The sequence below is a fragment of the Telluria sp. ZT3P26 genome (assembly GCF_059686035.1).
Window position 1 is genome coordinate 25,670 of the sequence record NZ_JCASII010000007.1, and the last position, 25,264, is coordinate 50,933.

Annotated in this window: 24 protein-coding genes; 4 read left to right on the top strand and 20 right to left on the bottom strand. The window is 63.7% G+C overall.

The genetic code is table 11. The features are described 5' to 3' along the window. Positions 1–148: 148 nt before the first annotated feature. Together phaR and phaC are read right to left on the bottom strand one after the other, a co-directional pair. Positions 149–715: a polyhydroxyalkanoate synthesis repressor PhaR gene (phaR, locus tag AC56LN_RS20315; RefSeq protein ID WP_482898526.1), complete on the bottom strand. Its 567-nt coding sequence runs from the start codon at positions 713–715 to the stop codon at positions 149–151. Between the two features lie 202 nt (positions 716–917). Further along, positions 918–2,669, bottom strand: coding sequence for a class I poly(R)-hydroxyalkanoic acid synthase (phaC, locus tag AC56LN_RS20320; protein WP_499574424.1), 1,752 nt, complete (start codon positions 2,667–2,669; stop codon positions 918–920). Between the two features lie 61 nt (positions 2,670–2,730). Between phaC and AC56LN_RS20325 the strand changes: the two genes are divergently transcribed. Next, positions 2,731–2,976, top strand: a complete 246-nt coding sequence (locus AC56LN_RS20325; RefSeq protein ID WP_499574425.1) for a hypothetical protein — start codon at positions 2,731–2,733, stop codon at positions 2,974–2,976. An 18-nt stretch (positions 2,977–2,994) separates the two neighbouring features. Here the strand turns inward: AC56LN_RS20325 and pgeF are convergent, their stop codons facing one another. Next, positions 2,995–3,786, bottom strand: coding sequence for a peptidoglycan editing factor PgeF (pgeF, locus tag AC56LN_RS20330; protein ID WP_499574426.1), 792 nt, complete (start codon positions 3,784–3,786; stop codon positions 2,995–2,997). Further along, positions 3,783–4,880: an RluA family pseudouridine synthase gene (locus AC56LN_RS20335; protein WP_482898522.1), complete on the bottom strand. Its 1,098-nt coding sequence runs from the start codon at positions 4,878–4,880 to the stop codon at positions 3,783–3,785. The genes pgeF and AC56LN_RS20335 overlap by 4 nt, the downstream gene beginning before the upstream one ends. 65 nt (positions 4,881–4,945) lie before the next feature. On the opposite strand from AC56LN_RS20335, the gene AC56LN_RS20340 reads away from it, so the two are divergent. Continuing rightward, a complete protein-coding gene (locus tag AC56LN_RS20340; RefSeq protein WP_183551766.1) occupies positions 4,946–5,785 on the top strand; it encodes an outer membrane protein assembly factor BamD in 840 nt (279 codons plus the stop codon). A gap of 101 nt (positions 5,786–5,886) precedes the next feature. On the opposite strand, the gene yaaA is transcribed toward AC56LN_RS20340, so the two are convergent. Beyond that, entirely contained in the window at positions 5,887–6,666 is a 780-nt protein-coding gene (gene yaaA, locus AC56LN_RS20345) for a peroxide stress protein YaaA (RefSeq protein WP_499574610.1), read from the bottom strand. Positions 6,667–6,702: 36 nt separating this feature from the next. On the opposite strand from yaaA, the gene AC56LN_RS20350 reads away from it, so the two are divergent. Then, positions 6,703–7,170, top strand: a complete 468-nt coding sequence (locus AC56LN_RS20350) for a putative toxin-antitoxin system toxin component, PIN family (protein ID WP_499574427.1) — start codon at positions 6,703–6,705, stop codon at positions 7,168–7,170. 36 nt (positions 7,171–7,206) lie between these two features. Then, positions 7,207–8,364: a pyridoxal phosphate-dependent aminotransferase gene (locus AC56LN_RS20355; protein ID WP_499574428.1), complete on the top strand. Its 1,158-nt coding sequence runs from the start codon at positions 7,207–7,209 to the stop codon at positions 8,362–8,364. A 7-nt stretch (positions 8,365–8,371) separates the two neighbouring features. On the opposite strand, the gene paeA is transcribed toward AC56LN_RS20355, so the two are convergent. The 15 genes from paeA to AC56LN_RS20430 all read right to left on the bottom strand — a co-directional run bounded on the left by paeA (position 8,372) and on the right by AC56LN_RS20430 (position 25,184). Next, positions 8,372–9,703, bottom strand: a complete 1,332-nt coding sequence (gene paeA, locus AC56LN_RS20360; protein ID WP_258837819.1) for a polyamine export protein PaeA — start codon at positions 9,701–9,703, stop codon at positions 8,372–8,374. 109 nt (positions 9,704–9,812) lie between these two features. Further along, entirely contained in the window at positions 9,813–10,877 is a 1,065-nt protein-coding gene (locus AC56LN_RS20365) for a tetratricopeptide repeat protein (protein WP_499574429.1), read from the bottom strand. Continuing rightward, positions 10,874–11,764, bottom strand: coding sequence for an ExeA family protein (locus AC56LN_RS20370; protein ID WP_499574430.1), 891 nt, complete (start codon positions 11,762–11,764; stop codon positions 10,874–10,876). The genes AC56LN_RS20365 and AC56LN_RS20370 overlap by 4 nt, the downstream gene beginning before the upstream one ends. Further along, on the bottom strand, positions 11,764–13,593 hold the full coding sequence (mshL, locus tag AC56LN_RS20375; RefSeq protein ID WP_499574431.1) for a pilus (MSHA type) biogenesis protein MshL: 1,830 nt from the start codon (positions 13,591–13,593) through the stop codon (positions 11,764–11,766). Before mshL ends, AC56LN_RS20370 begins: the two co-directional genes overlap by 1 nt. 21 nt (positions 13,594–13,614) lie before the next feature. Continuing rightward, the gene (locus AC56LN_RS20380; protein WP_499574432.1) at positions 13,615–13,977 is read right to left on the bottom strand and encodes a hypothetical protein; all 363 of its coding nucleotides are present in this window, start codon (positions 13,975–13,977) and stop codon (positions 13,615–13,617) included. Continuing rightward, positions 13,962–14,678 (bottom strand): hypothetical protein, encoded by a 717-nt coding sequence (locus tag AC56LN_RS20385; RefSeq protein WP_499574433.1) that lies wholly within the window; start codon positions 14,676–14,678, stop codon positions 13,962–13,964. Before AC56LN_RS20385 ends, AC56LN_RS20380 begins: the two co-directional genes overlap by 16 nt. Beyond that, positions 14,675–15,334, bottom strand: coding sequence for a PilN domain-containing protein (locus tag AC56LN_RS20390; RefSeq protein WP_499574434.1), 660 nt, complete (start codon positions 15,332–15,334; stop codon positions 14,675–14,677). The genes AC56LN_RS20385 and AC56LN_RS20390 overlap by 4 nt, the downstream gene beginning before the upstream one ends. Continuing rightward, the gene (locus AC56LN_RS20395; RefSeq protein ID WP_499574435.1) at positions 15,331–16,263 is read right to left on the bottom strand and encodes an agglutinin biogenesis protein MshI; all 933 of its coding nucleotides are present in this window, start codon (positions 16,261–16,263) and stop codon (positions 15,331–15,333) included. The genes AC56LN_RS20390 and AC56LN_RS20395 overlap by 4 nt, the downstream gene beginning before the upstream one ends. A gap of 204 nt (positions 16,264–16,467) precedes the next feature. Then, positions 16,468–16,932, bottom strand: a complete 465-nt coding sequence (locus AC56LN_RS20400; protein WP_499574436.1) for a type II secretion system protein — start codon at positions 16,930–16,932, stop codon at positions 16,468–16,470. A 272-nt stretch (positions 16,933–17,204) separates the two neighbouring features. Then, positions 17,205–18,449: a type II secretion system F family protein gene (locus AC56LN_RS20405; protein ID WP_499574437.1), complete on the bottom strand. Its 1,245-nt coding sequence runs from the start codon at positions 18,447–18,449 to the stop codon at positions 17,205–17,207. 18 nt (positions 18,450–18,467) lie between these two features. Further along, on the bottom strand, positions 18,468–20,171 hold the full coding sequence (locus AC56LN_RS20410; RefSeq protein WP_499574438.1) for a GspE/PulE family protein: 1,704 nt from the start codon (positions 20,169–20,171) through the stop codon (positions 18,468–18,470). A 265-nt stretch (positions 20,172–20,436) separates the two neighbouring features. Further along, complete coding sequence (locus AC56LN_RS20415) at positions 20,437–21,141, bottom strand: PEP-CTERM sorting domain-containing protein (protein WP_499574439.1); 705 nt, start codon at positions 21,139–21,141, stop codon at positions 20,437–20,439. A 360-nt stretch (positions 21,142–21,501) separates the two neighbouring features. Further along, positions 21,502–23,856, bottom strand: coding sequence for a carboxy terminal-processing peptidase (locus AC56LN_RS20420; protein ID WP_499574440.1), 2,355 nt, complete (start codon positions 23,854–23,856; stop codon positions 21,502–21,504). 181 nt (positions 23,857–24,037) lie between these two features. Then, positions 24,038–24,628, bottom strand: a complete 591-nt coding sequence (locus AC56LN_RS20425; protein ID WP_499574441.1) for a hypothetical protein — start codon at positions 24,626–24,628, stop codon at positions 24,038–24,040. Between the two features lie 4 nt (positions 24,629–24,632). Continuing rightward, complete coding sequence (locus AC56LN_RS20430; protein ID WP_499574442.1) at positions 24,633–25,184, bottom strand: thymidine kinase; 552 nt, start codon at positions 25,182–25,184, stop codon at positions 24,633–24,635. Positions 25,185–25,264: the final 80 nt, after the last annotated feature.

The window sequence follows — 25,264 nt, forward strand, 5'->3', positions numbered from 1 at the left end:
CCTTGGCTGCGGCAGCCACGCTGCTGGAGTTGGCGGAAGGACTACGACGAAGTTCAGTCATGGGCAGCGGAAAAGTGTTTGGGCAATCCGCGATTGTACCTGAACCGGGCCTCGAAGGTGAGGCCCTGGTGCCCGAATACCGGGTGGTTTATTTCTTGTCGGTCGGCGGTGGGGTCATGCCCGGGAACGGGAACACGCCGAACATCGCCTTGCTCTGGCTCTGCATCTGTTCCTGCATCTGGATGAACAGGTTCTTGCTCTGGTCGATGTAGTTGTTCATCATGCCCTGCATCATCGGGCCCTGGACGTTCATGAACTGGGTCCACATCTCGGGGCTGAATGGCTTGCCCTCGATGGCGCCGGCAGCGTTGCTGGTGAACTTGTTCTGGATGTCGGTGAAGGCCTGGACGTTCTTTTCCAGGTACGAGCCCATCATGCCCTGCATCGCGTGGCCGTAGTAGCGGATGATCTGCGACAGGACCGAGCTCGAGAACATCGGCACGCCGTTCGCTTCTTCTTCAAGAATGATCTGGAGCAGGATCGCGCGGGTCAGGTCTTCGCTGCTCTTGGCGTCGACCACGGTGAAGTCGTCGGCGTCGAGCACCAGCTGCTTGACGTCCGACAGCGTGATATAGGAACTGGTCTGCGTGTCGTACAGGCGACGGTTCGGATATTTCTTGATCAGGCGTTCTGCACTCTTCTTCACACTGCTCATCTCTGTTTCCATGGTTTGCGGCGCCGCTTCATGAGCCGCGCACTTATGATTATTCTGGCCGGCGTGGCCGACTGGTCTCCACCCATCCACGGCCGGATCGACCGTGGGGATACCAGACACCTTACCACGCAATTGTGGCGGTTGCAGCAATTACCAGATGCATCACAAGTATGGCTTTTATGTCAATACATGACACCGATTGTCAGTCGCCCCTGACCTGCACGTAGCGCCCCGGCGCTGGCTCCGACGGTGGATGGTCGCTGCTGCCGGCAGCGACAGGGGCCGGCACCTGCGCGCCGCCATGCTCGGCAAGGAAGTTCGCCCACGCCGGCCACCAACTGCCTTTGTGCTCTGCAGCACTCTCGAACCAGGCAGCGTCCGTCTTCGGACGCGACTTGCCGCCCTTGTCGTTGACCCAGTGACTGCGCTTGTTTTTCGAGGCAGGGTTGATGACGCCGGCGATATGGCCCGACGCGCCCAGCACGAAGCGGTTCGCTTTCGGGTTCCGGGGATTGAGCAGCTGCATCGAGGCAAAGGCCGCCGTCCACGGCACGATATGGTCTTCCTTCGAGCCGTACACGAATACCGGCGCATCGATGGCGCCCAGGTCGACCGGGACACCGCACACCGTCAGCGCGCCCGGCTGCTTCAGCTTGTTCTCCAGGTACATATTGCGCAAGTACCAGCAGAACATCGGGCCCGGCAGATTAGTGCTGTCGGCATTCCAGTACAGCAGGTCGAATGCCGGCGGCTCCTTGCCCTTCAGGTAATTCTGCTGGACGTAGTTCCAGACCAGATCGTTCGGGCGCAGCGACGAAAACGTGGTCGCCAGATCGCGGCCCGGCATCAGGCCGCCGGCGGCGAGTTTCTGCTCGCGCAGCGCCACCTGGGTTTCGTCAATGAAGACTTCGAGCACGCCGGCATCCGAAAAGTCCAGCAGCGTCGTCAGCAGTGACAGGCTGGCGGCCGGCTGGCGCCCGCGCGCAGCCAGCACGGCCAGCGCGGTCGCGGCAATGGTGCCGCCGACGCAGAAGCCGAACACGTGCGCTTTTTCTTGCCCCGTGATCTCGGCGACAACGTCGAGCGCGCGGATTGCGCCGTCTTCGACATAATCGTCCCACTTCAAGTGGGATTGGCTGCGGTCCGGATTGCACCAGGACACCATGAACACGGTATGGCCCTGCGCCACCACGTACCGCACCAGCGAATTTTCGGGCTGCAGGTCGAGGATGTAGAACTTGTTGATGCACGGCGGGATCATCACCAGCGGCACGCTGTGCACGTTCGGTGTCACGGGCGTGTACTGGATCAGCTGGAACAAGTCGTTTTCAAAGACGACCTGGCCGGCCGTGTTGCCGACATTGCGACCCACTTCGAAGGCCGCTTCGTCGGACTGCGAAATGCGGCCCTTCTGCAGGTCGCTCAGCATATTGGCCAGGCCCTTGGTCAGGCTTTCGCCCTGGGTCTCGATCATGTGCTGCTGCGCTTCCGGGTTCGTCGCCAGGAAATTGGCCGGCGACATCGCGTCGATCATCTGCTGGACGGAGAAGCGCAGCTTCTGGCGCTCGCGCGGGCCGACCTCGACCGCGTCGGCCATGGCCATCATGCATTCGGCATTCAGCAGGTACGAGGCCGCCGAAAACGCCGACAGCGGATTGCCGCGCCATTCGGCGGCGGCGAAGCGCCGGTCGCTCAGCTCTGGCGTCTTGCCCAGCATGACGTCTTGCCACAGCTGCGTTACTTTCTTGAGATAATCGTCGCGGATCGCTTCCATGCGCGCCGTGTCAATGCCGGCGCCGGCATCTTTCAGGAAGCCGGCCAGCGGACCGGCGCCGCCCGGGGCGGGCATCGCTGGCATGGTGGACATCATCGTCATCCAGGGTTGCCATGCGGCGGGATCGGACCATTGGGTCAACCAGGCAGCGGCAAGTGCTTGTGGATCAGGCATGTTCATGTGGGCATCCGTTGTTAGAATCGCGTCTCTTCAACCAGGAACTACAACAAGGAACTACAGCATGTGGATCGTTGCCATTGCCTGGATATACGTTGTGGTGCTCATGGCGGCGACCGAACCGACCGTCGTGGCCGGCATCATGACGTTCGCGTTTTATTGCGCACTGCCATTATCCATACTTTTTTATATCACTGGCGCGAAACGGCGCCGGCAGCGCGGGCGAATGCAGCAGCCAAGGCGTCAGGTCGCTACGCGGCGTGAGTCGTCCGCAGACGACATGGATGACGGCGGCGGTGACGGCGACTGAGCCGTACCGCATCGCACGTCAGGTCTGGTTGAGCCAGATGAGACTGGCCTGGCGGCCGGTCACGCCATCGCGGCGATAGGAATAAAAGCGCTCAGGCGCACTGGCCGTACACAGCCCGCCACCATGCACGCGGTCGACGCCGTCACGCGCCAAGGTCAAGCGTGCCAGTGTGAACATGTCGGCAAGATATTTACCCGGTCGACCCGGGTAGGCCGTAAAGCAGGCACGTGTTGCGTCGCCGGGCAGCGCCGCGGCGAAGGCTGCCACCACGTCGTCGCCGACCTCGAACGCATCGGGCCCGATTGCCGGCCCCATCCACGCCGTGATCTCGCCGGCGCCGGCCGCGCGCATCGCGCGCACGGTGGCACCCAGCACCCCACCGGCCAGGCCGCGCCAGCCGGCGTGCGCCGCGCCCACCACCTTGCCATCCAGATCGGCAAACAGCACCGGCAGGCAATCGGCAGTCAGGATGGCGCAGACGACGCCAGGTGTTGTTGCGATGCTGGCGTCGCCCGTGCGCACCGGCTGGCCTGGCCCCACGATGGCGGCGTCGACGACATCGGCGCCATGCACCTGGGCGATCCAGGCCGGACGGCCCGGCAGCCAGCCTTGCAGCATGGCGCGGTTGGCGGCGACAGCGTCAGGCGCGTCGTTCACGTGCAGGCCCAGATTCAGGCCCCCGCCACCCTTGCCGTCGTCGTACGGACCGACGGAGACGCCGCCATCGCGGCTGGTCGCCAGCGCGCCGACGGTTGCCGGCAAGTCAGGCCAATCGGGCCAGACCAGGGCCGACCGGTCCAGTGTGCTCATGCGCGGTAGGTGACGACGCCGTTGTCGTCGTCCGCTGCATCCTCGGTCGCCGTGCCGAACTCGCCCAGCTCCGGCTCTTCGATGCCTGCGCGCGCGATCAGCTCGGCGAAGTCGTCGGCCAGCGGCACGGTCCATTCGCACTGCTCACCGGTGGTGGGATGCACGAGACCCAGGCGGCGCGCCTGCAGCGCCTGGCGCGGGAACACCGGCGTCAGGTGACGCTTGCCGTAGACAGCATCGCCGACGAGCGAAAAGCCCAGCGACTGCATGTGCACGCGGATCTGGTGGGTGCGGCCAGTTTCGAGGCGGCAGCGCACCAGCGTGACGGGACGCCGATCGAGCTCGCCCGAAATGACGCGCTCGTAATGGGTGATGGCCGGCTTGGCGAACGGGCTGCTCGAGACCGCCATCTTGACGCGGTCTTTGGCATCGCGCCCCATCGGGCTGTCGATCGTGCCCGACAGGCGCGGCGTGCCCCACACCAGCGCGAAGTATTCGCGCTTGACGGTACGTGCCTGCAGCTGGCGCACGAGGTCGGTCTGGGCAGCAAGTGTCTTGCCGACCACCATCAGGCCACTGGTATCCTTGTCGAGACGGTGGACGATGCCGGCGCGCGGCACGCCGACCAGTTGCGGGCAGTGATGCAGCAGGCCGTTGAGCAGCGTGCCGGTCCAGTTGCCGGAACCCGGGTGCACGACGAGGCCCGCCGGCTTGTTGACGACCATGATGTCGTCGTCTTCGTACACGATGGTGAGGTCCATCGCTTCCGGCGCGAACGCCGTGTCTTCAGGCGCAGCTTGTGGCACGACGACAATGGCTTCGTCGCCATAGGCCGTGTCCTTGCCCCGGGCCGGTTTGCCGTCCACCGTGATGTGGCCGCTTTCGAACCATTGCTGCAAGCGGCTGCGCGAGAACTGGGGCACGAGGCCAGCCACTACCTTGTCGAGGCGCTGGCCGCAGTGTTCTTCTTGCAGCGCCAGGGTAATGGGCGACAGATCGGTGCCTGGCAACGGGACGAACCCGATCTCCAGTTCATCGTCAAAATCAGGGTCAATCGGTAAATCCGCCGGATTCGGCGCAGGAGTTAATATCACGTGAGTCCCATCGGCTATAATCAGCCGTTCGTTGAATCTAGGTAAAACATTTCTTGCAAAAAGCTATGCAAAAAAAATTGTCTGTGTTGGTCGCTACTTGCGCCCTCGTCGGTCTGTCGGCATGCAGTATGCTGCCAAAGGCCAAGGACGAGTCCAAAAACTGGTCGGCGGAGAAATTATACGCTGAGGCGCGCGAAGAGATGGCAGGTGGGCACTACGAAGCCGCAATCCCGTTGTTCCAGCGGCTCGAAACCAACTTCCCATTCGGCGTGTATGCAACACAAGCGCAGATGGAAGTGGCGTATGCCCACTACAAGTCGGCTGACCAGGCGCAAGCACTGGCAGCGGTCGAGCGCTTCATCAAGCTGCACCCGAACCACCCCCAGGTCGACTACATGTATTACCTGCGTGGCCTGATCAATTTCAACGATCAGCTCGGGTTCTTCAGCTTCGTGTACTCGCAGGACCCGACCGAGCGCGATCCGCGCGCAACGCGTGAAGCGTTTGCGGCGTTCAAGGCGCTGGTCGACAAGTACCCGAACAGCAAGTACGCGGCCGATGCCACCGAGCGCATGAGCTATCTGATCAATGCGATGGCCCAGTACGAAGTGCACGTGGCGAATTACTACTACCGCCGCGGCTCGTACCTGGCAGCACTCAATCGTGCCCAGGATGCGGTGACCAACTACACCGACGCCCCGGCGCGCGAAGAAGCGTTGTTCATCATGATCCGCTCGTACGACAAGCTTGGCATGCCGCTGCTGCGCGACGATACACAGCGTGTGTTCGCGCTGAACTATCCGGACAGCTACTTCCTGAATCCGAACGCACGCGGCGATGCGCCGTGGTGGAAGTTCTGGTCCAAGGGTGGCGCCAAGGCGGCGCCGAAGGATGCAGTCCAATAGGGTGGACGGCTGTGCCGTCCACGCGTTCACACCAACCTCGCGTTGTGGTATGCGAAGGCGGGTTGAACGCGTGGGCGGGGTACCCGCCCACCCTACGACGTTTACCCGATAGCGTCGGCGATGCGGCGCCGGAATACCCATGCGCGCTCGTTTGACGCCGCCGGCTCGAACGCGTAGCCATCCACATCAAAGTCCTTGAGCCCCTCGGGATCGGTAATCCCGTTCTCAGTCGCATAGCGCGCCATCATCCCGCGCGCCCGCTTGGCGTAGAACGAGATAATTTTATAATTGCCGTTCTTCCAGTCCTGAAACACGGGTTCGATGACGGGTGCGCCAAGCAGCTTCGGCTTGACCGACTTGAAGTACTCGGTCGACGCCAGGTTGACCAGCGCCGTCGAGCCGGTCTCGGCCAGTTGCCGGTTCAGGGCCGTGGTGATCGTTTCGCCCCAGAACGCATACAGGTCCTTGCCGCGCGGGGTGGCCAGCCGGGTGCCCATTTCCAGCCGATACGGATGCATCTGGTCCAGCGGCCGCAGCACGCCGTACAGGCCCGACAGGATACGCACGTGGCGCTGGGCAAACGTCAGCGCATCCGCCGTCAGCGTGCGCGCGTCGAATCCCGTGTACACGTCGCCATTGAACGACATGATCGCCGGCCGCGCTTCGCCATGGTCGGCGTCCCAGTGGGCATAGCGTCCGACGTTGAGCATCGACAGCGCGTCGGACAGGTCCATCAGTTCGCTGATCGATGCGGGCGAATGGCCGCGCAGGACCTCGATCAGTTCGCCCGCGTGGGCAATGAAGTCGGGTGTGGACTGGTGCGGCGTGGTCAGGGGCGATTCGAGATCGAGGGACTTGGCAGGAGACAGGACAATCAGCATGGCCGTACGAAACTTTTCCATAAATAAACAACCGACATGATAACCGCTCCAGCCCAACCCATCGTCATCGACACCAATGTGCTGCTCGACCTGTTCGTGTTCCACGATCCGCGCTGGGCCGACCTGCTCGCCGCCATCGAGGCGCGCGAGATCGACGCCATCACGCGCGCCGACTGCCGCGACGAATACCTGGCCGTGCTGCATTACAAGCACCTGCCGCTGGACGACGACAGCCGCCTGGCAGCCGCCGCGCGCTTCGACGCCCTGCTGCGCGTTGTCGCCGTCGATTCGAAGGCGATCCGCCTGCCCGTGTGCACCGACCGCGACGACCAGAAATTCATGGAGCTCGCGCGCGATGCCGGCGCGTCGATCCTGATCAGCAAGGACAAGGCGCTGCTCAAGCTCGGCCGCAAGACGGCGCAGGCGGGCCTGTTTCGCATCATGCTGCCGGAAGTGTGGGTCGCCGCGTGGCGCCAGGCCAGGGCCGAAGGCGCGCTAAAATAAGGTTTTACCCCTACTGCTTTCGATCAGGATGCATTCATGAGCCTTCCACCGCTGGTCTCCCGCCTGCCGCACGTCGGCACCACCGTGTTCACCCGCATGTCGCAGCTGGCCATCGACCATGGCGCCGTCAACCTGGGCCAGGGTTTCCCCGATTTCGCGTGCGACCCGGCGCTGGTCGACCTGGTGACCGAGGCGATGCGCGCCGGGCATAACCAGTACCCGCCAATGACCGGCCTGCCGGCGCTGCGCCAGGCGATTGCGGCCAAGATCGAGACCACCTACGGCCACCGCTACGATGCGAACGCCGAAATCACCGTCACCGCCGGCGCCAGCCAGGCGATCCAGTCGGCGATCCTGGCCGTCGTGCACCCGGGCGACGAGGTGATCGTCATCGAACCCGCCTACGATTGCTATGCGCCGGCCATTGCGCTGGCAGGCGGCGTGGTGGTGCCGGTGACGATGCGGCTGGACGCCGATGGCTACCGCGTGGAATGGGATGACGTGCGGGCCGCGGTGACGCCGCGCACGCGCATGGTCGTCATCAACACGCCGCACAACCCGACCGGCACGATCCTGCGCCAGGCCGACCTCGACGCGCTGGTGGCGATCGTGCAGGACACGCAGATCCTGGTGCTGTCCGACGAAGTCTACGAGCACATGGTGTTCGACGGCGAGCCGCATGCGTCGGTAGCGCGTCATCCGGCGCTGGCCGAACGCGCCTTCGTCGTCTCGAGCTTCGGCAAGACCTTCCACGTCACCGGCTGGAAGATCGGCTACGTGGCCGCGCCGGCCGCCCTGATGGTCGAGTTTCGCAAGGTCCACCAGTACAACGTCTTTTGCGTCAACGCGCCGATGCAGCACGCGATTGCGGCCTACCTGCACGCCCCGGCGCCGTGGCGCGACCTGCCCGCGTTCTACCAGGCCAAGCGCGACCTGTTCCGCGCCGGTTTGGCCAAATCGCGCTTCACACTGCTGCCATCGGATGGCACCTACTTCCAGTGCGTGCGCTACGACGCGATATCAAGCCTGAGCGAAGCAGAGTTTGCCGAATGGCTGACGCGCGAGATCAAGGTGGCCGCCATTCCTGTTTCGGCGTTCTACAGCCAGCCAAAGGAATCGCGCGTGGTGCGTTTCTGCTTCGCGAAAAAAGACGAGACGCTGCAGCTTGCGCTGGAGCGTCTCGCACAGTTGTAAAACAAATCTAGTGGGCGGCAGGCGTCGCTGCCCCGAGCGCCTTCTGCCCCGGGTCGAGGCGCTTGACCAGTATCTGGTCGATGCGGTGATGGTCGACGTCGAGCACCTCGAAGCGCATGCCTTCGTACTCGACGCTGTCGGTCTGCTTGGGCACCTTGCGCAGCATGAACATCATGAAGCCGGCCGCCGTTTCGTAGCGCTCTTCTTCCGGCAGCGACTGCAGGTCGATCACGCGCTTCATCTCGGCCACCGGCGTGCTGCCGTCAATCAGCCATGAGCCATCTTCACGCTGCATCGTTTGCTGATCCGCTTCCAGCGGGCTGCCCCAGCGGCCCATCACGGTCACCATGATGTCCGACAGCGTGATCACACCGACCACGAAGGCATATTCGTTGATGACAACGGCGAAGGTCTCCTTGCTGGAGCGGAAGCGGTCGAGCAGTTCGGACAGCGTCAGGCTGTCCGGGATGATCAGCACCGTGCGGATGGTCGATTCGCTCAGGTGGAAGTGCGACTGGTTGTTCAAGAGGCGCACCAGGATGTCGCGCGTGTCGACATAGCCGACCACGCGGTCGATCACGCCGTCGCAGACGGGGAATTTCGACAGCGAGTGTGCGGCGATCTTCTGGCGCACGCTTTCTTCCGGCTCGGTCAGGTCGAAGAACACGATGTTTTCGCGCGTCGTCATCGTTGACGTCACGGCGCGCGACTCGAGTTCGAACACGTTCTCGATGAAGTGCTGCTCCTGCTTTTGCAGCACGCCAGCCTGCGCGCCTGCTTCCACGACGGCCGAGATTTCATCGAACGTGATGCGGTCTTCGCGCGTCATGTTGATGCCGAACAGCTTGAACAAACCGTTGGCGATCACGTTCAGCGTCCACGAGAACGGCTTGAACAGGCGGATGACGAACAGCACCGGGCGGATCACCGCCATCGCCGTCGTTTCGGGAGAGATCAAGGCCAGGCGCTTGGGCATCAGGTCCGAGAACAGCACGAACAGCGTCGTGACGAACACGAACGACAGCGTGAACGCGATGTTCTCGCGCCCCGGGCCCGCATAGAACACGGAGAGCCACTCGAGGAAGAACGGGCGCAATGCCCCTTCACCCAGGATACCGCCCAGGATCGCAATGGCGTTCAGGCCGAGCTGCGAGGCGGCGAAGAAATCGGCCGAATGCGCCTGCAGCGCCATGACCTTGCGGGCACGGTCGTCGCCCGCCTCGGCCAGCAATTTGAGTTTGATTTTGCGGGCGCCTGCCAGCGAGATTTCGGTGAGCGACAGGAAGCCCGCCGCAAGCACCAGCACGGCCAGCAAGGCCAAATGTTCGAACAAGTTCATGGGACACCCGGGGTACTGTTATTGGGTCACGCTCGTTGACCGGGGAACCGCGCAGGGGTACCCGCGCAGGCATGACACTTTACCATGCCCGCCCTCCCCGGCGGCGGCCTCAACGACCGAGTTGGCCCAGCCGGCGTTCGACGAAGGCCTGCAGTTCGGGCGACAGCGTCCCGCTGGCCTGCGCCCGCGCGAACGCGGCAAGCGCCTCGGCATCGCGCTTGTCGGCCTGCAGCGCAATGCCCAGGCCCATCCACCAGACGCCATTGCCGGGCGAACGCCTGAGCGCAGCCTGGTAATGCTCGGCCGCTTCATGCGCGCGGCCTTCGCGCTGCAGCACGCCGGCCAGGAAAGCGTGGTACTCGCCGTTGCCCACTGCATAGGGCAAGGTGCGCGTCAGGGTCTCGATGGCCGGCCCGCCACGTTCGAGCTGCAGGCGTGCCAGCAGCATCGCCAGCGCCGGCTGGCGCGCGTCGATCGCGAGCGCCGCCTGCAACTGGCGCATCGCGTCGTCAGGGCGGCCCGCTTCGATCAGCAGACCCACCAGCGTCTGGCGTGCCGCTTCGTGGCGCGGATCGATCTGCAGGCCCGCCTGCAACGTGGCGATGGCTTCCGTCACGCGGCCGTCTTCCAGCACGCCAAGCGCACGCCGGTAGGCGTTTTCGGCACGTTGCGACGACGTGGCGGTGCGGCCGGCAGCAGGTGCAGGCGGTACCGTCTTCGCCACGGACAACGTGCGCGGTGCGGGCTTGGCGACCGGCGGCTTGCTGACCGGCGCAACTGGCCTGGCTGGCGGTGCCGGTGCTGGCTCCGGTTCCGGTTCCGGTTCCGGCGCCGGCATCGGTGCTGCAACCGGCGCGGCTGGCGCCACATCGACCACCTGGACCGGTGCCGCTGCCGGCAGGTCGACCACGACGGCCGTGCGTGCCACCACTGGCGCAGCTGCCAGCACGGCGGGTGCCGGCATTGGCGCTGGCGTTGGCGCCATCTGCATCGTCTTCCAGCCAACCACACCGGCGCCGACTGCCAGTAGCGCGCCACCGACCAGCGCCGCGCGCAGCACCGGTCCGCGGCGCTCCGGTGCCGTCACCGGCCGCACGTCGGCGGGCAGCGGCGCCGCGCCGGGCTGGCCGGCGCGCGCATCGAGATCCTTGAGCATCGTGTTAATCAGGCTCATGGCGCCACCATCCAGGCAAACACGCCAAGGGCGCCCATGACGATCGCGCCGCCCGTCAGCCACTGGCGGATCGCGCGTCCGACGCCCACCGTGTCACGCGCAGCAATCGCCACATGCCCGCCCGCGACCTGCTGCTTGCCCTGGCCGTAACTGAGCATCATCGCCTTGTGCGCCATGATGTTGACCAGGCGCGGCACGCCGCCACTGGCCTTGTACAGGCTGCGGATCGCGGCGCTGGAAAACAGGCGCGCGCCGGTGAAGCCGGCCACGCGCAGCCGGTGCGCCACATAGAAATCGATGTCGTCGCGATTCAACGGCCCCAGATGGTAATGGAACGTGATGCGCTGGGCCAGCTGACGGATCGAATCGAGCTGCAGCTTGCGATTGAGTTCAGGCTGGCCGAACAGGACGATCTGCAGCAGCTTGCGTTTTTCCGTTTCGAGGTTGGTCAGCAGCCGCAGGGCTTCCAGGCTGTCGACGGGAATCGCCTGCGCTTCATCCAGGCACAGCACCACGCGCAGATCCTGCGCGGCCAGTTGCAGCAGGCGCAGGTTGATCGCCTTGAGCAGCTGATGCTGGTCGACGTCGCGTTCGAGCACGATCTCCAGTTCGTCGGCCAGCGCCAGCATCAAGGTGCGCGGTTCCAGATACGGGTTCGGAATATAGGCGGTGACGAAGCCTTCACCGAGGGTCGCCATGAACTTGCGGCACAACAGCGTCTTGCCGGTGCCGACTTCGCCCGTGATCTTGATGAAGCCTTCGCCGCTGCGCGCCGCCACCAGCAGCGTGTTGAGCGCTTCCTGCGAGCGCGGGCTGCCGAAGAAGAAACTGGTGTCCGGCGTGATCCCGAACGGCAGCTCACGCAGGCCAAAATGTGCCGCGTACATCAGTCGACGCCCAGGCCAGGCGCACGGCGGCGGGGATCGAGCTGCTCGATGCGGCGGCTCGCGTCCATCATGTCTTCGCTCCAGTCACTGGCGCCTTCGACGATGGTCGGCTTGATCAGCACGACCAGCTCGCGCTTCTGGTTGGTCCGGTTCTTGTTGCGGAACAGGTTGCCCAGGAGCGGGATCTTGTCGGCGCCCGGCAACTGGTCGGTGTCGCCGGTGGACGCCTGGCGCATCAAGCCGCCGATGGCGACCACCTGTCCGTTGCGGCCGCGCACGATGCTGTCGAGTTCCGACGTGCTCGATGCCGCCAGCGGCAGGCGCAGCGTGCCGCCCGAGCCCAGGTCGACATCCTTGTTGACGGTCGTGACCTGGCTCACCGACGGGTGCACGTGCAGCAGGATGTTGCCGCTGGCGTCGATCTGCGGCGTCACGTCGAGCACGACGCCGGAGAAGAACGGCTGCACCGTCACGCTCGGGCTGACGATGCTGCCGTTGTCGCCGGTCGTGATGTTGTTGGTCACGCCGGTGACGAAGAATTCGTCGGTACCGATCTTGAGCACGGCCTTCTGGTTATTGACCGCGGCGATGCGAGGACTTGACAGCACATGCACGCTGCCCTGCGATTCGAGGAACGTGATCAGCGCCGCAAAATTATTCGTCTGGAATGCAAAGCCGAACAGCGAACCGGTGGCCGTGGCAGCATTCGACAGCGAGAAGCCGGTGCTGGCCGCGAGACCCTGGCCACTGTTGATGACGGCCGGCTGGCCACCCGTGTACGGCAGTGGGGCGAGATTGGCGCCGGGCGAAATCAGGCCGCCCGAGACGCGGTTCGGGTGCGAGCCACGGAACGAGGCGAACGAGGCCCAGTTGATGCCGCTCTGGAAACTGTCGTTCAGTTCCACTTCGAGGATCTTCGCTTCCAGGATCACCTGGCGGTCGACCGACAACTGGGTGGCCTTCAGGTAGGCGTCGACGTTGCGCAATTCATCCGGCATTGCGCGGATCACGAGCACGCCCGATTGCGGGCTGACGACGACACTGCGCCCGCCTTCGGTCGAGCCGACGATGGCGGCGATCGACAGTTTCAGGTCGCCCCAGAAATCGTTATCCGAGCGCGTGCGCACATCGGTGCTGTTGGTCTGGGTCTGGCCGTTGCTGCTGTTGTTGTTGTTATTGTTGTTGCCGTTGTTGCCGTTCTGGTTGCCATTGTTCTGGCCGCCGTTGTTGCCGCCGCCGTTGTTATTGTTGTTATTGTTATTGCCATTGCCGGCGTCGGCCACCGACGTCGACGACACGCGCAGGTTGGAACTGCCGCTGCGCTGCGCCGTCAGGTAATTCACATGGAACATTCGGGTCTGCATCGTCAGCGGGCGGATCGCGATGCGGGCGCCGTCGATCTTGTAGTCGTAGCCGTACATGTCGCGCACCGCTTCCAGCGTTTCGACCAGCGTCACGTCCTTCAGGTTGGCGCTGATATTGCCCGTCACGTCCGGGTGCACCAGCATGTTGTAGCGGGTGCCGGCCACGATCGAGCGGAAGAACTGCTGCGCCGGCACGTTGTTGAAGGCGACGTTGAAGCGTTCCTCCAACGCTGGCCTGGCTTTGGGCAGCTGGCTGGCCAGCGTCGCTGCCGGCGGCAGCAGCGCGTTGGCCACCGCATCGTCCACGGCGGGGCGTGCGCCCTGCTGGGTGCTGGCTTTCGTCAGCTCTTTCGTGATCGCGTCATAGGTGGCGTTCTGCGGCGCACTCTGGCAGCCGCCGAGGAGCACGGTGACGGCAAGCGCCACGGCCAGCGCGCGCGGCGCCTTTACAAACTTGGGTGTCATGGTGGGTACGTACTTCATCGGTTAGCGGGCAACCGGCGTCATGCCGGACAGCGGTGCATCCATGCGCAGCACCTGGCGCTCGTTGCCACGCACGAGGACCACCTCGCCGGGCTTGATACTGGTGATCCGTGCGCCCTTGTAACGCTCGCCCAGGCGCAGGGTCTCGCCGTCGATGACGGCCACGTGGCGCCCGCCCGCATGCGGTGCAATCAGCACCGACTGCAGGCGCGGGACGTTGGCCTGCACGGCCGGATCGAGCGCGATCCGGTCCATGCCGGCGGGTGGGCGGGTCGGGTCCTGCAACGGCTGCGCGCTGGCAGCCAGCGCGCACAGCGCGAGGCCGGCCAGCAGGGTTCTGGTCAGGTATTTCACAGCTTCATCCATTGTCGGTCCAGGCTGAGCGTATGCAGCGTGAGCGTCAGGCGCGCGCCCGGATAGGTTTCCACGTCGAGCCGGGCGCGGCCCCAGAACATCCGGGTCGGCATCGCGTCCAGCGCGCTCATGTAGTCGACCATGTCGAGGTAATTGCCGCGCACCGTGACTTCGACGCCGTGCCGGTACAGCAACGGGACGTCGCTGGCGGCTGCGGGTGCAGCGCCTGCATTCGCAGCTGGTGCGGCCGCCGCTGCCGGCGCGGTGCCCGGCGCGGCCAGCGGCTCGGCGGGGAGCGTGCGCATCGAGACGAGCTTGAGGCGGCCATTGGCGCGCAGGATGCCGTCGACCAGTGGTCCCATGCGTTCGGGCGGCACCAGGCCGTGTTCGAGCGCCAGCAACTGGCTGCCCAGCTGCCCCATCTCTTGCTGCATCGTATTCAGGCGCGCCCGTGACTGGGCGTCCGGATCGATCCGCGAGCCTTCCACGCGCGCCGTGATCTCGCCATCGATAGCGGCGCTCGCGGCCTGCTGCTGGTCGATCTGCGAGCGCAGCGCTGCCTGCTTCGCGTCCTGCGGCGCCAGCACGAAGGTATGGCCGGCAAACGACAGCACCGCGACGGTGGCGCCGAACACCATGCCGCGTTCGCGCAGCGACAGCGCATCCATGCGCGCTGCCAGTTGCAGCACGCGCTGCCTGATCGGTGCGCTCATGGCTGCGGCTCCGCGGCGACCGACTGCAGGCTGAATTCAACGTACGGCGCAGCGCGGGTTGGTACCTGACCGTCGGCGCCGGGCACGCCCGCCGGCAGCGGTAGCGGCGCTGCTTCGCCAATCTGCAGGCTGGCAAACGACTTGCCCTGCATCAGCGGTTCGTTCGTCAGGCGATTGAGGTAGCCCGGCACCATCGCCGGATCGAGAGCGCGGCCGCGAATGCCGATCTGCGCGCCGCCCGCATCGACCGTGACGCCGGTCAGCCACAAGCCCTGCATGCTCTGGCGCGCGAGCGCCTTGAAGTAGCCGGCAAAGCCGTTCGTGTCACCCAGTTCGCCCCGTGCGAGCGCGCCCGACATATGGCGCATCGCGGCCAGCTTGCGGTCGGTGTCGACCAGTTGTCCGTCCATCGTGACATCCTTTGCGCGCGGCACGAATTCGGTGTTGACCGCCGCCAGGCGCGCCTGCCGCGCGTCGAGCTGCACGGCCCCGGCATTGGCCTGCTGCTGCAGTTCCGCCGTCCGCAGGCTGCCCAGCAGCGCCAGGCCGGCGATGCCGGCGACGAGCACCCCGGCAGCCAGTGCCAGTTGCGCCGCCGACAGCACGTGCTTTTGCGGCTGAAACGCCGGATTGAACAGATTGATTTGCTGGCTCATGCGCCCTCCCCGTCACGCAGCGCGGCGCCAATGGCCAGGAAGAAGCGCTGCTGCTGCACCGGATCGGCCAGATCGGGCGTGCGCGACAGGTCGAACAGCGTCGCCAGGTTCAGCGTTTCGACGGGCGTGTAGAGGTTGCTCGACAGGTACTCCTCGAGCCCCGTCACGGACGATGGACCAAGGATCAGCTTGGCGACGCTGATGAACGAATACTGGCGCTCGAAATGGTCGAGCGAACGTTGCAGTTCGAGCGTGATCTTGTCGAAACTGGCGTACTTGCGGTCGTGGTCTGGTTCGAGCAGTTGCGTCAGCGTGACATCGAAGCGGCGCGACAGGTACAGCTCGCCCCGGTAAGACACCGTCAACAGGCCGCCGTCGTCGCCGAACGACAGCATGGCGATGCCACGACCTTCCGGCTCGAGCATGGCCGACACATTGCGCTGGGCCATTTCCGGGATATCGATCGCGGTCAGTTCGACTTTTGCATCGAGAAAGAGCTTCTGACGCGGCGCAATGATGCTGTTCTTTGCCGCGACGACAAACACCGATTGCTGGGCGCGCGAGTTGGCGTCCAGCGCGATGTCGAGCACGTCGATGGTCGCTTCGGCGGCCGGAAAGTCGAGAATGTCTTTGAGGCGCCAGCGCACCGCCGTTTTCATTTCTTCGCGCGGCACGTTCGGGGCTTCGACGTTGAGGATCTGGTAGTCGCCGCCGCTTAGCAGCGTGGTGCAGTGACGGACGGCCGCCTGGCCTTCACGGCCCGCTTTTTCGATCATCTCGACACCAGAATTACCCGGCAAGAATTGCGCGAAATGCACGAGTGGCTTGGCGTCGGGTACACGCTTGATGCTCGTGATCGCTACGCCATCGCGCGCAATGGCGACAGCAAGCCAGCCATCTTTTTTCTTCGCTCTTTTAAACAGACGCATGCAAACAGCCAGTGTTGATCGCAGTGTAAGTCGATACCGACAGAAGTCTTGATTATAGACAAGAGTGCCGCCGAGAATCATAAAATGTCGCAGTACCGGCAAAGAAGCTTCTGTACTGTGGCGCAGATGCGCCGAAAAAAGAAAAGGCGCTGCTTGCGCAGCGCCATTCTCGTATTCAACGCTTGGTGATACGTGTGAGAACGCTTATTCGCAGGTCATGCCTTCTGGCGTTGCGAAGGTTGGCGAGGCACCAGCCGAAGCTGCTTGCGTGTAAGTGATGTAGCAATTGGTCATGCTGGCTGGAATATTCTTTGGCTCAATCTTCAACACGCCGTTTGTCGCCGTGGCTTTATAGTCATCGTTCAGGCCGGCTGCGTTTGCAAATGCGGTAGTGGCGGTCGGGTAGCCATTGGTCATGCCCACCGAGATATTGCCTTCAACAATGAAAGCGTTTTCGGTCGGCGCGACCAGCGCCCGGCCATGCAGCATCGCCGACGATGCGCTCAGTGCGCCACGGGCTGCCTGGAGCGACGCCTTGCGTGCGTCACCGCTGAGGCCGGTAAATTTCGGCAAGGCAGTGGCAGCCAGGATGCCGAGGATGACGATCACGACGATCAGTTCGATCAGTGTGAAACCTGCTTGACCTGCCTTGTTGAAACCTTTGTTCATCGATTCTCTCCGAAGATATTGTGTGGACGTTCGATCGCCCGGTGCTCACGCTGAGCCGCTTGCACCGTCATGGCGCGTCTGCTGATTCTGATCTTTTAATTCCCCACACCATTGTTGGCGCATGGAAACATCAGGAACAATTCTACCGTGATCCCATGACTTTTCTATGTCCACGCAGCAAATCTTCTAAACTAATTCAAATAAATAATGCTTTGCTGCATACCTACAACACAATCAAATCCAGGCGATAACCAGTCGTCCATTTTTGCGGATTACTGCTTATGCAAAGCGGCATTTCCCAGGTCCCAGATTGGCAGGAAGATACCCAGCGCGAGCACCAGGACCATCGCCCCCAAAAACGAAATCAGAATGGGCTCGATCTGGCTCGACAGTGTTTTGAGCTCGTAATCAACCTCGCGCTCGTACATCTGCGCGATTTCGTCCATCAGATCGTCGAGCGACCCGGTCTCTTCGCCCACCGCGACCATTTGCAGCACGATTGGCGTGAACACATTGGCGGCAGTCGAGGTGCGCAGGATGCTTTCACCGCGCTCGACGCCGTCGCGCATCTGCTCGATGCGCGAACTGAGATACGCGTTGTCGGCCGTCTGCGACACGACGGTCAGCGCCTGCACGATCGGCACGCCGCTGCGCATCGACAGCGCGAAGCTGCGCGCGAAGCGGGCCATGGTTGCCTTGTGGATGATTTTGCCTGCAATTGGCAGCCGCAATTTATAGCGGTCCCAGGTCAGGCGCCCTGTCGGCGAGCGCGACCAGGTGCGAAAGCCGAACCACGCGGCGACCGCTGCGCCAAGCAGTGTCGGCCACCAGGCCACCGTGAATTCCGAGGTCGCCAGCAGGATGCGCGTCATCAGTGGCAGCTCGGCGCCAAACGATTTGAACACCGCCGCGAATTTGGGAATGACGAATACGTTGACGACGACCATCGCCAGCACCATTGCAATGACGACAAAGGTCGGATACCGCATCGCCGTCTTGACACGGTCACGCATGTCGCGATCGAACTCGAGGTGGTCGAACAGCCGCAGGAACACTTCTTCCAGGCGCCCCGTCATTTCACCGACCTTGACCATGGACAGGTAGAACGGCGTGAACACGGCCGGGTGCCGGCCCATTGCGATGGACAGCTCGCGCCCGGCGTCGAGCGACTCGCGCAGATCCTTGATGATGCGCGCGAACGACGTGCTGATGGCCGACTCCTGCAGCCCGGCCAGCCCGCGCATGATCGGCACGCCGGATTTCAGCAGCGTGTAGATCTGGCGGCTGAACAGCTGCACGTCCATCGACGTGACCTTTTTCTCGAACAGACGCTCGCGCCAGCCGACGCTGCTGCCGTTGCCGCCGCTGGTGGCGCGCCGCTTGGTCACGCTGATCTCGAGCGGCGTCACGCCGCTGCCAAACAGCTGGTCGGCGACGGCGCCGCTGTCGGCGCCTTCGAGCACGCCCTGCAGCAACTCGCCGCGCCCGTCGCGGCCTTTATAGGCGAAAAATGGCATCGTTTATCGGCCCTCGCCTCAATCGTCGAACTGGTTACTGACCCGCATCGCCTCGGAGATCGTCGAGCGCCCCTGCACGGCCAGGCTCACCGCATGGCGCCGCAGCGTGTCGCCGCGCATCTCGGCCTGCGCCACTTTCAGGAAGTGGCCGGGGTCCGGATGGTTGACAGCCTCGGTCACGGCGCGCGTCATTTCCAGCAATTCGTAGACGCCCGTGCGGCCCCGGTAACCGGTGCCGTTGCAGTGCGAGCAGCCCTTGCCGTGGAAGAAGCGCGTGGTTGCCGCCAGTTCCTTCAGCTCCGAGCGCAGCCATTCGACTTCGTTCGCCACCGGCTGGTAGTCGACCGTGCAGCTCTCGCAGATGACGCGCACCAGACGCTGGGCCAGCACGGCCTGCAGCGAGCCGCCGACCATGTAGCGCGGCACACCCATGTCCATCAGGCGCAGTGGCGTGCTGGCGGCATCGTTCGTGTGCAGCGTCGAGAGCACCAGGTGACCGGTCATGGCGGCGCGCAGGCCGATCTGCGCGGTTTCCTGGTCGCGCATCTCGCCCACCAGCACGATGTCCGGGTCTTGCCGCAGCGCCGAGCGCAGCACGCGCGCGAAGGACAGCTCGATCTTGTCGTTGACCTGCACCTGGTTGATGCCTGAGAGGCGGTACTCGACCGGGTCTTCCACCGTGATCAGCTTTTTCTCGACCGAATTGAGCTCGGCCAGCGCGCTGTAGAGCGTCGTCGTCTTGCCGCTACCCGTCGGCCCGGTGACCAGCACCAGCCCGTTCGGGCGCGCGACAATCGCGCGGAAGCGCTCGACCAGGCGGGCCGGCATGCCAATGGCGTCCAGGCGCAGATTGGTGCCACCCTGGTTCAACAGACGCATGACGACCGATTCGCCGTACTGCGTCGGCATCGTCGAGATACGCACGTCGATGCGCTGGTTGCGCACCTTGACGGCAAAGCGTCCGTCCTGCGGCAAGCGCTTCTCGGAAATGTCCAGGTCGGCCATCAGCTTGAGGCGCAGCGCCAGCGGTGTGGCCACTTTCAGGTCGGCCTCGGTCTGCAGGTGCAGCACGCCGTCGATACGGAAGCGGATCTGCAGGCGCCCGTCCTGCGGCTCGATGTGAATGTCCGATGCGCGCACCTGGGCCGCGTCATCGAACACCGATTGCAGCAGCTTGACGATCGGCGCTTCTTCGAGACCCGGGTTGGCCGCCAGCGCGCCGAAGTCGATGGACACGTCGCCCAGGTCGGCCTCGACCTCGCGCGCCAGGCCCGTGATCTCGCCGGTGCGGCGGTAGATGCGGTCGATCGCGCCCAGCACTTCGGTCTCGTTGACCACGGCCAGTTCGACGCCCTTCTTGATCAGGCGCGCAATTTCGTCATAGGCAAACAGGTCGGTCGGATCGGACACGCCCACCAGCATCGCGTCGCCCCGGTCCTCCAGCACCAGTGCGCGGAAACGGCGCGCAGCCGTCTCGGGCAACAGGCGAACCAGGTCGGCATTGATGTTGTAGAACTTGAGGTTGATGTAGGGGATGTCGAGCTGGCGCGCCAGTGCGCCCGAAATCTGGTCTTCGGTGACGAAGCCGCTCTCGACGAAGACCCGCCCCAGCTTGCGGCCGGTGCGCTTCTGGTCCGCCAGCGCCTGTTGAAGTTGCTCTTCACTCAACAACTTTTGTTGCATCAACACTTCGCCGAGACGCACTTTCTCTGGCCTTGCCATACCGTTCCTTGGTCAAATTCTTGCAGCGTAGATTCTATGCCAGAAAGAATAAAAATTGACTCACGGAATCAAAATGTGTCGGCTTTTGGCGTCAGTGTCATCGCCGATCGTTAGCAAAACGATAGCGGGATGGCGATTCGCGGGATTTCAGACTGACAAACAAGGGCCAGCGTTGGCCCTGCAAATGCAGATGGCGCCAGACCAGGCTGGCGCCATGTGTTCGCGAGCGGCCCGCGGGCCGCTCTGCACCGCCGGTGAGGACGGCTTAGCCAGCCTTGCGGCGGCGACCGATCATGCCGACGCCGGCCAGGCCAGCGAGCATCAGTGCGATGGTGCCTGGCTCAGGCACTTCATTGATGTCGTTCGGCAGGATCAGGCTCGGATCGCCAGGCACTGCTGCAACCGGATCGGTGCCTGGCTGGGTCGCGTTGCCACCGCCCGTATCGCCCGTAACAGGCGGCAGGCTGACGTCGACACTGCCGCTACCGCCGGCAGCCGGCGCACCGCCGCCACCGACTGCTGCACCACCGCCGGCCGAGCCGCCGGCTGCAGGCGACGTCGCGCCGCTACCGCTCTGGCCCGTCTGCCCTTGCACGATCTTGACGCCGTCGCCGTCGTTGATCACTGCTGCCGAATTGCCGAAGCGTGCTGCCAGCAGGCCGTTGCCGGCGCTGAGCACGTAACTGGCGTCGATACCTTGCTGGACGAACAGTTTCTGGGCATCGGACTGCGACAGGCTTGCGCTGGCCTTGCCGACCAGTGCCGATGTCATGTCCGAGTTTGCATTATGTGCAATGCCGCCAACCAGGCTGACACCGCTACCCAGCACGCCGGAGCCGATCACGCTGGAACCGTTAGCCGTAGTCCAGCCGCTCTGGAACGCAGCCTGCGGGGCAGAAGAGACGACATCAGCCTGGGCTACCCCGGCGGAGATCAGAAGCGAAGCAACAACAAGGTGGCGAATTGACATGAAAGTAACTCCTAGGAAATTAAAAATTTATTATTTTTGCAAGCACGAAGCCATCCTAGCATGCGTTGAGGAAAGCTGACTAATAGTTGCAATTAAACTGTGCATGCCATCTCCTGGGCATAAATGAGTAATTCATTTCTCTAGAATGCCATCCTCATAGAACAATTTTTATATTTTCAGGGATTATTTGATGTTTATTCAATCACCATCCAAAAAGCAACGTTGATACATTCATGACAATTGTCGTGTAATTTTGTCACGATTACCCATGGCAAGTAAGATGCAAACAAAAAAGGCTGCATCCCGAAGGATGCAGCCTTGATCATCAAGGGCGGACTCGACCGCCCGCAAACATGACACCTATTTGGCAGTTGCGCTGACGGTACCGCCAGCCGTGGGAACAACCGCCATGTAGGGCATGACGCGCGATGCCATCCGCACGTCCGTCTTCAGCATCCCTACCTCGTCCGCCAGGATATTGGCTGCTTCCTGCAGCATGACGTCCTTGGCATCCTTGGCCGCCTTCTCTGCCGCCAGCTCGGACTGCAGATTGCGCTCGTCTGCCTGCAGGCCGTCATCCTGGCGCGGGGCACCACGCACGGCCACCACCGACTTCTTGGCCTTGGTCGGATCGGGCGTTTCGGCGCGCTTTTCCTTGCTGCCCGGACCGCTGGCAGGCTCGTCCGGCGTTACCGACGTGCCGCCCAGGCGGGCTTCACGCAGCTTCGAACGGGCATCCTGCGTGTCGCGCTCCTTGCGGCGCACGGCTTCGTTCAGCGAGATCACGTTTTCCTTGCGCAGCTTGAGCACTTCGGCGATGTCTTCCTGCAGGAACTGGAAATCCTTGTCCTTGGCGATGCGCGCTTCGTGGCGTTGCTGCAGCGGCGCCACCAGTTCTTTCAGGTCGCCCGCCGGCATATAGGTGGCCGGCTTGATCGCCACCCATGGCAGTGCGTTGTCGTACGACGATTCACCAAAGCTGTCGAGATCGGTCATGACCGGCAGCTTGATATCCGGCGTCACGCCGCGCAACTGCGTGGTGCCGCCATTGATGCGGAAGAACTGGGCGATCGTCATCTTCAGCTCGCCGTAACGGGCTTTTTCACCGGGTGCGAAGCGGTCGAGGTCGATCAGCGTCTGGACCGTGCCCTTGCCGAAGCTTGGCTCACCGATGACCAGACCGCGGCCGTAATCCTGGATCGCCGCCGCGAAAATCTCGGACGCCGAGGCCGAGCCACGGTTGATCAGCACGCCCATCGGGCCATCCCACGCCAGGCCGGCCTTGACGTCGCTTTCGACTTCAACGCGGCCTTCGGCCGTGCGTTGCATGACGACCGGGCCCTTGTCGATGAACAGGCCCGTCAGTTCGACGGCCTCGGTCAGCGAACCGCCGCCGTTGTTGCGCAGGTCGATCAGGACGTTGTCGACTTTGTCTTTCTTGAGCTCGACCAGGATGCGTTCGACATCGCGTGTGGCGCTGCGGAAGTCTTTTTCACCCTTGCGACGGCCTTCGAAGTCCTGGTAGAAGGTCGGCAGCGCAATCACGCCGATGCGGCGCTCGACGCCGTTTTCCTTGACCTTGATGATCGACTTCTTGGCAGCCTGCTCTTCCATGCTGATCTTGTTGCGGACCATCGACACGCTCACGTGCTTGGCGTCGACGCCGCCGTCGCCCGGGATCACGTCCAGACGGACGGTGGTACCCTTTTCGCCGCGCACCAGCGCGACCACGTCGTCCAGGCGCCAGCCGAGCACGTCGGTGAATGGCGCATTGCCCTGCGCGACGCCGACGATGCGGTCGCCCACCTTGAGCTTGCCGGATTTTTCGGCCGGGCTGCCAGGGACGACTTCGCGGATGATCGTGTAATCGTCACGCGACTGCAGCACGCAGCCGATGCCTTCGAGCGACAGGCGCATCGCGATATCGAAGTTGTCGGCCGAGCGCGGGCCCAGGTAATTGGTGTGCGGCTCAATGGCGGTGGCGTACGCGTTCATGAACATCTGGAACACGTCTTCGTTGTTCAGCTTGCCGATGCGGTTGACGTAGTTCTCGTAGCGCTTGTCGAGCGTTTCGCGGATCGATTTATCGTCCTTGCCGGCGAGTTTCAGGCGCAGCCAGTCGTTCTTGACGCGCTTGCGCCACAGATCCTGGATCTCGTCTTCGCTCTTGGCCCACGATGCTTTTTCGCGGTCCAGCTGCATCGTTTCTTCGGTCGAGAAGTCGAAGTTGCCCTTGAGCAGGCTACGCGCGTACGCCATGCGTTCGCCGAAGCGCTTCTGGTACATGTTGTAGATCGAAAACGGCGCGCTCAGGTCTTCGTTGTTGATGGCGTCGTCCATTTTCGTGCGCAGGGCGCCGAAGCCGTCGAGGTCAGCCTGGACGAAATACAGCTTTTCGCTGTCGAGGCCTTCGAAGTATTTATCGAAGATCTTGGCCGACATGGCGTCGTCGAGTGGAACGGGGCTGTAGTGGTAGCGGCCCAGCACGCGCGAGGCCCACAGGGCGGCCTGGGTCTGGGCGGCGATCGGCTTCATGTCGGCTGGAATGGCCGGGGTGGCGGATTTGCCGGCGGGCTTGGCTGCAGACTTCGCCGAATCGGCGGGCTTGGCCGGAGCCGGTGGCGTTGCGACGGCAGCGGATTTCTCGGGCTGCGCGGTCACCACATGGGCGGACATGGCAAACGCCATGGCGGCGAGGAGCACGTGCTTCTTCATTCTGCGATTCTCCGAACGGGATTCCTGTTGCGGTTGCGGCATGGCGCCAGGCATACCTGCCATACCGCGCTTTTCGGTCCATTCTACAGGTAGAACGGCGCTCAAGAGGCAGCCTGACCCGCTTGCGCCATCGCAAATGCAGTGAATTAAGGTTGCCGTAAGCCTGCTTTGGCCCCTTTCTTTACCCTTTGACAAGCGCTGTCAGCGCGCCGCCGTAATACCAGAGCAGCGCCAGCACGACCAGCAGCGGCGCCCAGGGCCAGGACCGGGCAGCCAGCTTCCAGTCGACGGGCGATGGCCAGAACGACAGGAACTGGGGCGCCAGAAACACCATCAACGCCAGGTCGACCGGTTCGAACGCCAGACCGTGCCGTGTACGCCACCATGCGACCCCCAGCGGCACGAACAGCACCAGCAGCGGCGCCAGCGCGGCCGGGGCCGCGTTGTACCAGCGCAGGTTGGCAAACGTGACCGAACCCAGCTCCCAGTTGTGCCCACCCGCCTTGCTGCCCTTCGCCCGCCTGATTCGGCGCGGCAGCACGCTCATGCCGACCGGTTCGGCATTGGTAAGCAGGCCGACCGAGAAGTGCGCCAGCTCGTGGCACAGCGTGCCGGCGGCGGTGAAGACGAAAAAGACGGGGTGCGCAGCCGAGGCCATCCACAGCAGGAACGCCAGCGCGGCCGACGGGATCAGGTAGATCAGGATGTCGAGCGACGGCGCGGCCAGAGCGCAGGCGGCGGCGGGAAGCCAGGCGCTGCAGCCGGCAGCCATCGCGTCAGCGTGCGTAGAAGCAGCGCCCGCACGCCTGGCGGTAGCTTTCGTTGCCGCCGATACTGACCTGCTCGCCTTCGCGGATCCGGCGCCCCTGCTCGTCGACGCGGATATTCATCGTCGCCTTCTTGCCGCAGGTGCAGATGTTCTTGATTTCCTCGATATCGTCGGCCAGCGCCAGCAGGTAGGCCGAGCCGGGGAACGGCTCGCCGCGAAAATCGCTGCGCAGGCCGTAGCAGATGACGGGTACGCCGCGCAGCTGGGCCAGCTGGTGCAGCTGGCTGACCTGGGCCGCCGTCAGGAACTGCGACTCGTCCACCAGCAGGCAGGCCACGTTCCCGACCTGGTCGAGGAAGTTGGTGTCCGCATGAAAGACTTCGGCCGGGCGCTGCGCGCCCAGGCGCGACGTGATCACGCCGACGCCGTAGCGGTTGTCGATCGCCGCCGTGTAGAGCTTGACCTGCTGGCCCTGCTCTTCATAGTTGTGCGCGACCTGCAACAGGGCCGTCGATTTGCCGGCGTTCATCGCCGAGTACCTGAAATAAAGTTTGGCCACTGCCCTGTCCTGCCTGTCTATCCGATGCAACGAAGGCTGCGATTATAGCGTGCCGGCAACCTGCATCGCCAGCCTATCGC

Bases quoted from the DNA above. Each gene is read 5' to 3' on its own strand.
- phaR (WP_482898526.1), bottom strand. From the start codon at position 715: ATGAGCAGTGTGAAGAAGAGTGCAGAACGCCTGATCAAGAAATATCCG.
- phaC (WP_499574424.1), bottom strand. From the start codon at position 2,669: ATGAACATGCCTGATCCACAAGCACTTGCCGCTGCCTGGTTGACCCAA.
- AC56LN_RS20325 (WP_499574425.1), top strand. From the start codon at position 2,731: ATGTGGATCGTTGCCATTGCCTGGATATACGTTGTGGTGCTCATGGCG.
- pgeF (WP_499574426.1), bottom strand. From the start codon at position 3,786: ATGAGCACACTGGACCGGTCGGCCCTGGTCTGGCCCGATTGGCCTGAC.
- AC56LN_RS20340 (WP_183551766.1), top strand. From the start codon at position 4,946: ATGCAAAAAAAATTGTCTGTGTTGGTCGCTACTTGCGCCCTCGTCGGT.
- yaaA (WP_499574610.1), bottom strand. From the start codon at position 6,666: ATGCTGATTGTCCTGTCTCCTGCCAAGTCCCTCGATCTCGAATCGCCC.
- AC56LN_RS20350 (WP_499574427.1), top strand. From the start codon at position 6,703: ATGATAACCGCTCCAGCCCAACCCATCGTCATCGACACCAATGTGCTG.
- AC56LN_RS20355 (WP_499574428.1), top strand. From the start codon at position 7,207: ATGAGCCTTCCACCGCTGGTCTCCCGCCTGCCGCACGTCGGCACCACC.
- paeA (WP_258837819.1), bottom strand. From the start codon at position 9,703: ATGAACTTGTTCGAACATTTGGCCTTGCTGGCCGTGCTGGTGCTTGCG.
- AC56LN_RS20365 (WP_499574429.1), bottom strand. From the start codon at position 10,877: ATGAGCCTGATTAACACGATGCTCAAGGATCTCGATGCGCGCGCCGGC.
- AC56LN_RS20370 (WP_499574430.1), bottom strand. From the start codon at position 11,764: ATGTACGCGGCACATTTTGGCCTGCGTGAGCTGCCGTTCGGGATCACG.
- mshL (WP_499574431.1), bottom strand. From the start codon at position 13,593: ATGACACCCAAGTTTGTAAAGGCGCCGCGCGCGCTGGCCGTGGCGCTT.
- AC56LN_RS20380 (WP_499574432.1), bottom strand. From the start codon at position 13,977: ATGGATGAAGCTGTGAAATACCTGACCAGAACCCTGCTGGCCGGCCTC.
- AC56LN_RS20385 (WP_499574433.1), bottom strand. From the start codon at position 14,678: ATGAGCGCACCGATCAGGCAGCGCGTGCTGCAACTGGCAGCGCGCATG.
- AC56LN_RS20390 (WP_499574434.1), bottom strand. From the start codon at position 15,334: ATGAGCCAGCAAATCAATCTGTTCAATCCGGCGTTTCAGCCGCAAAAG.
- AC56LN_RS20395 (WP_499574435.1), bottom strand. From the start codon at position 16,263: ATGCGTCTGTTTAAAAGAGCGAAGAAAAAAGATGGCTGGCTTGCTGTC.
- AC56LN_RS20400 (WP_499574436.1), bottom strand. From the start codon at position 16,932: ATGAACAAAGGTTTCAACAAGGCAGGTCAAGCAGGTTTCACACTGATC.
- AC56LN_RS20405 (WP_499574437.1), bottom strand. From the start codon at position 18,449: ATGCCATTTTTCGCCTATAAAGGCCGCGACGGGCGCGGCGAGTTGCTG.
- AC56LN_RS20410 (WP_499574438.1), bottom strand. From the start codon at position 20,171: ATGGCAAGGCCAGAGAAAGTGCGTCTCGGCGAAGTGTTGATGCAACAA.
- AC56LN_RS20415 (WP_499574439.1), bottom strand. From the start codon at position 21,141: ATGTCAATTCGCCACCTTGTTGTTGCTTCGCTTCTGATCTCCGCCGGG.
- AC56LN_RS20420 (WP_499574440.1), bottom strand. From the start codon at position 23,856: ATGAAGAAGCACGTGCTCCTCGCCGCCATGGCGTTTGCCATGTCCGCC.
- AC56LN_RS20425 (WP_499574441.1), bottom strand. From the start codon at position 24,628: ATGGCTGCCGGCTGCAGCGCCTGGCTTCCCGCCGCCGCCTGCGCTCTG.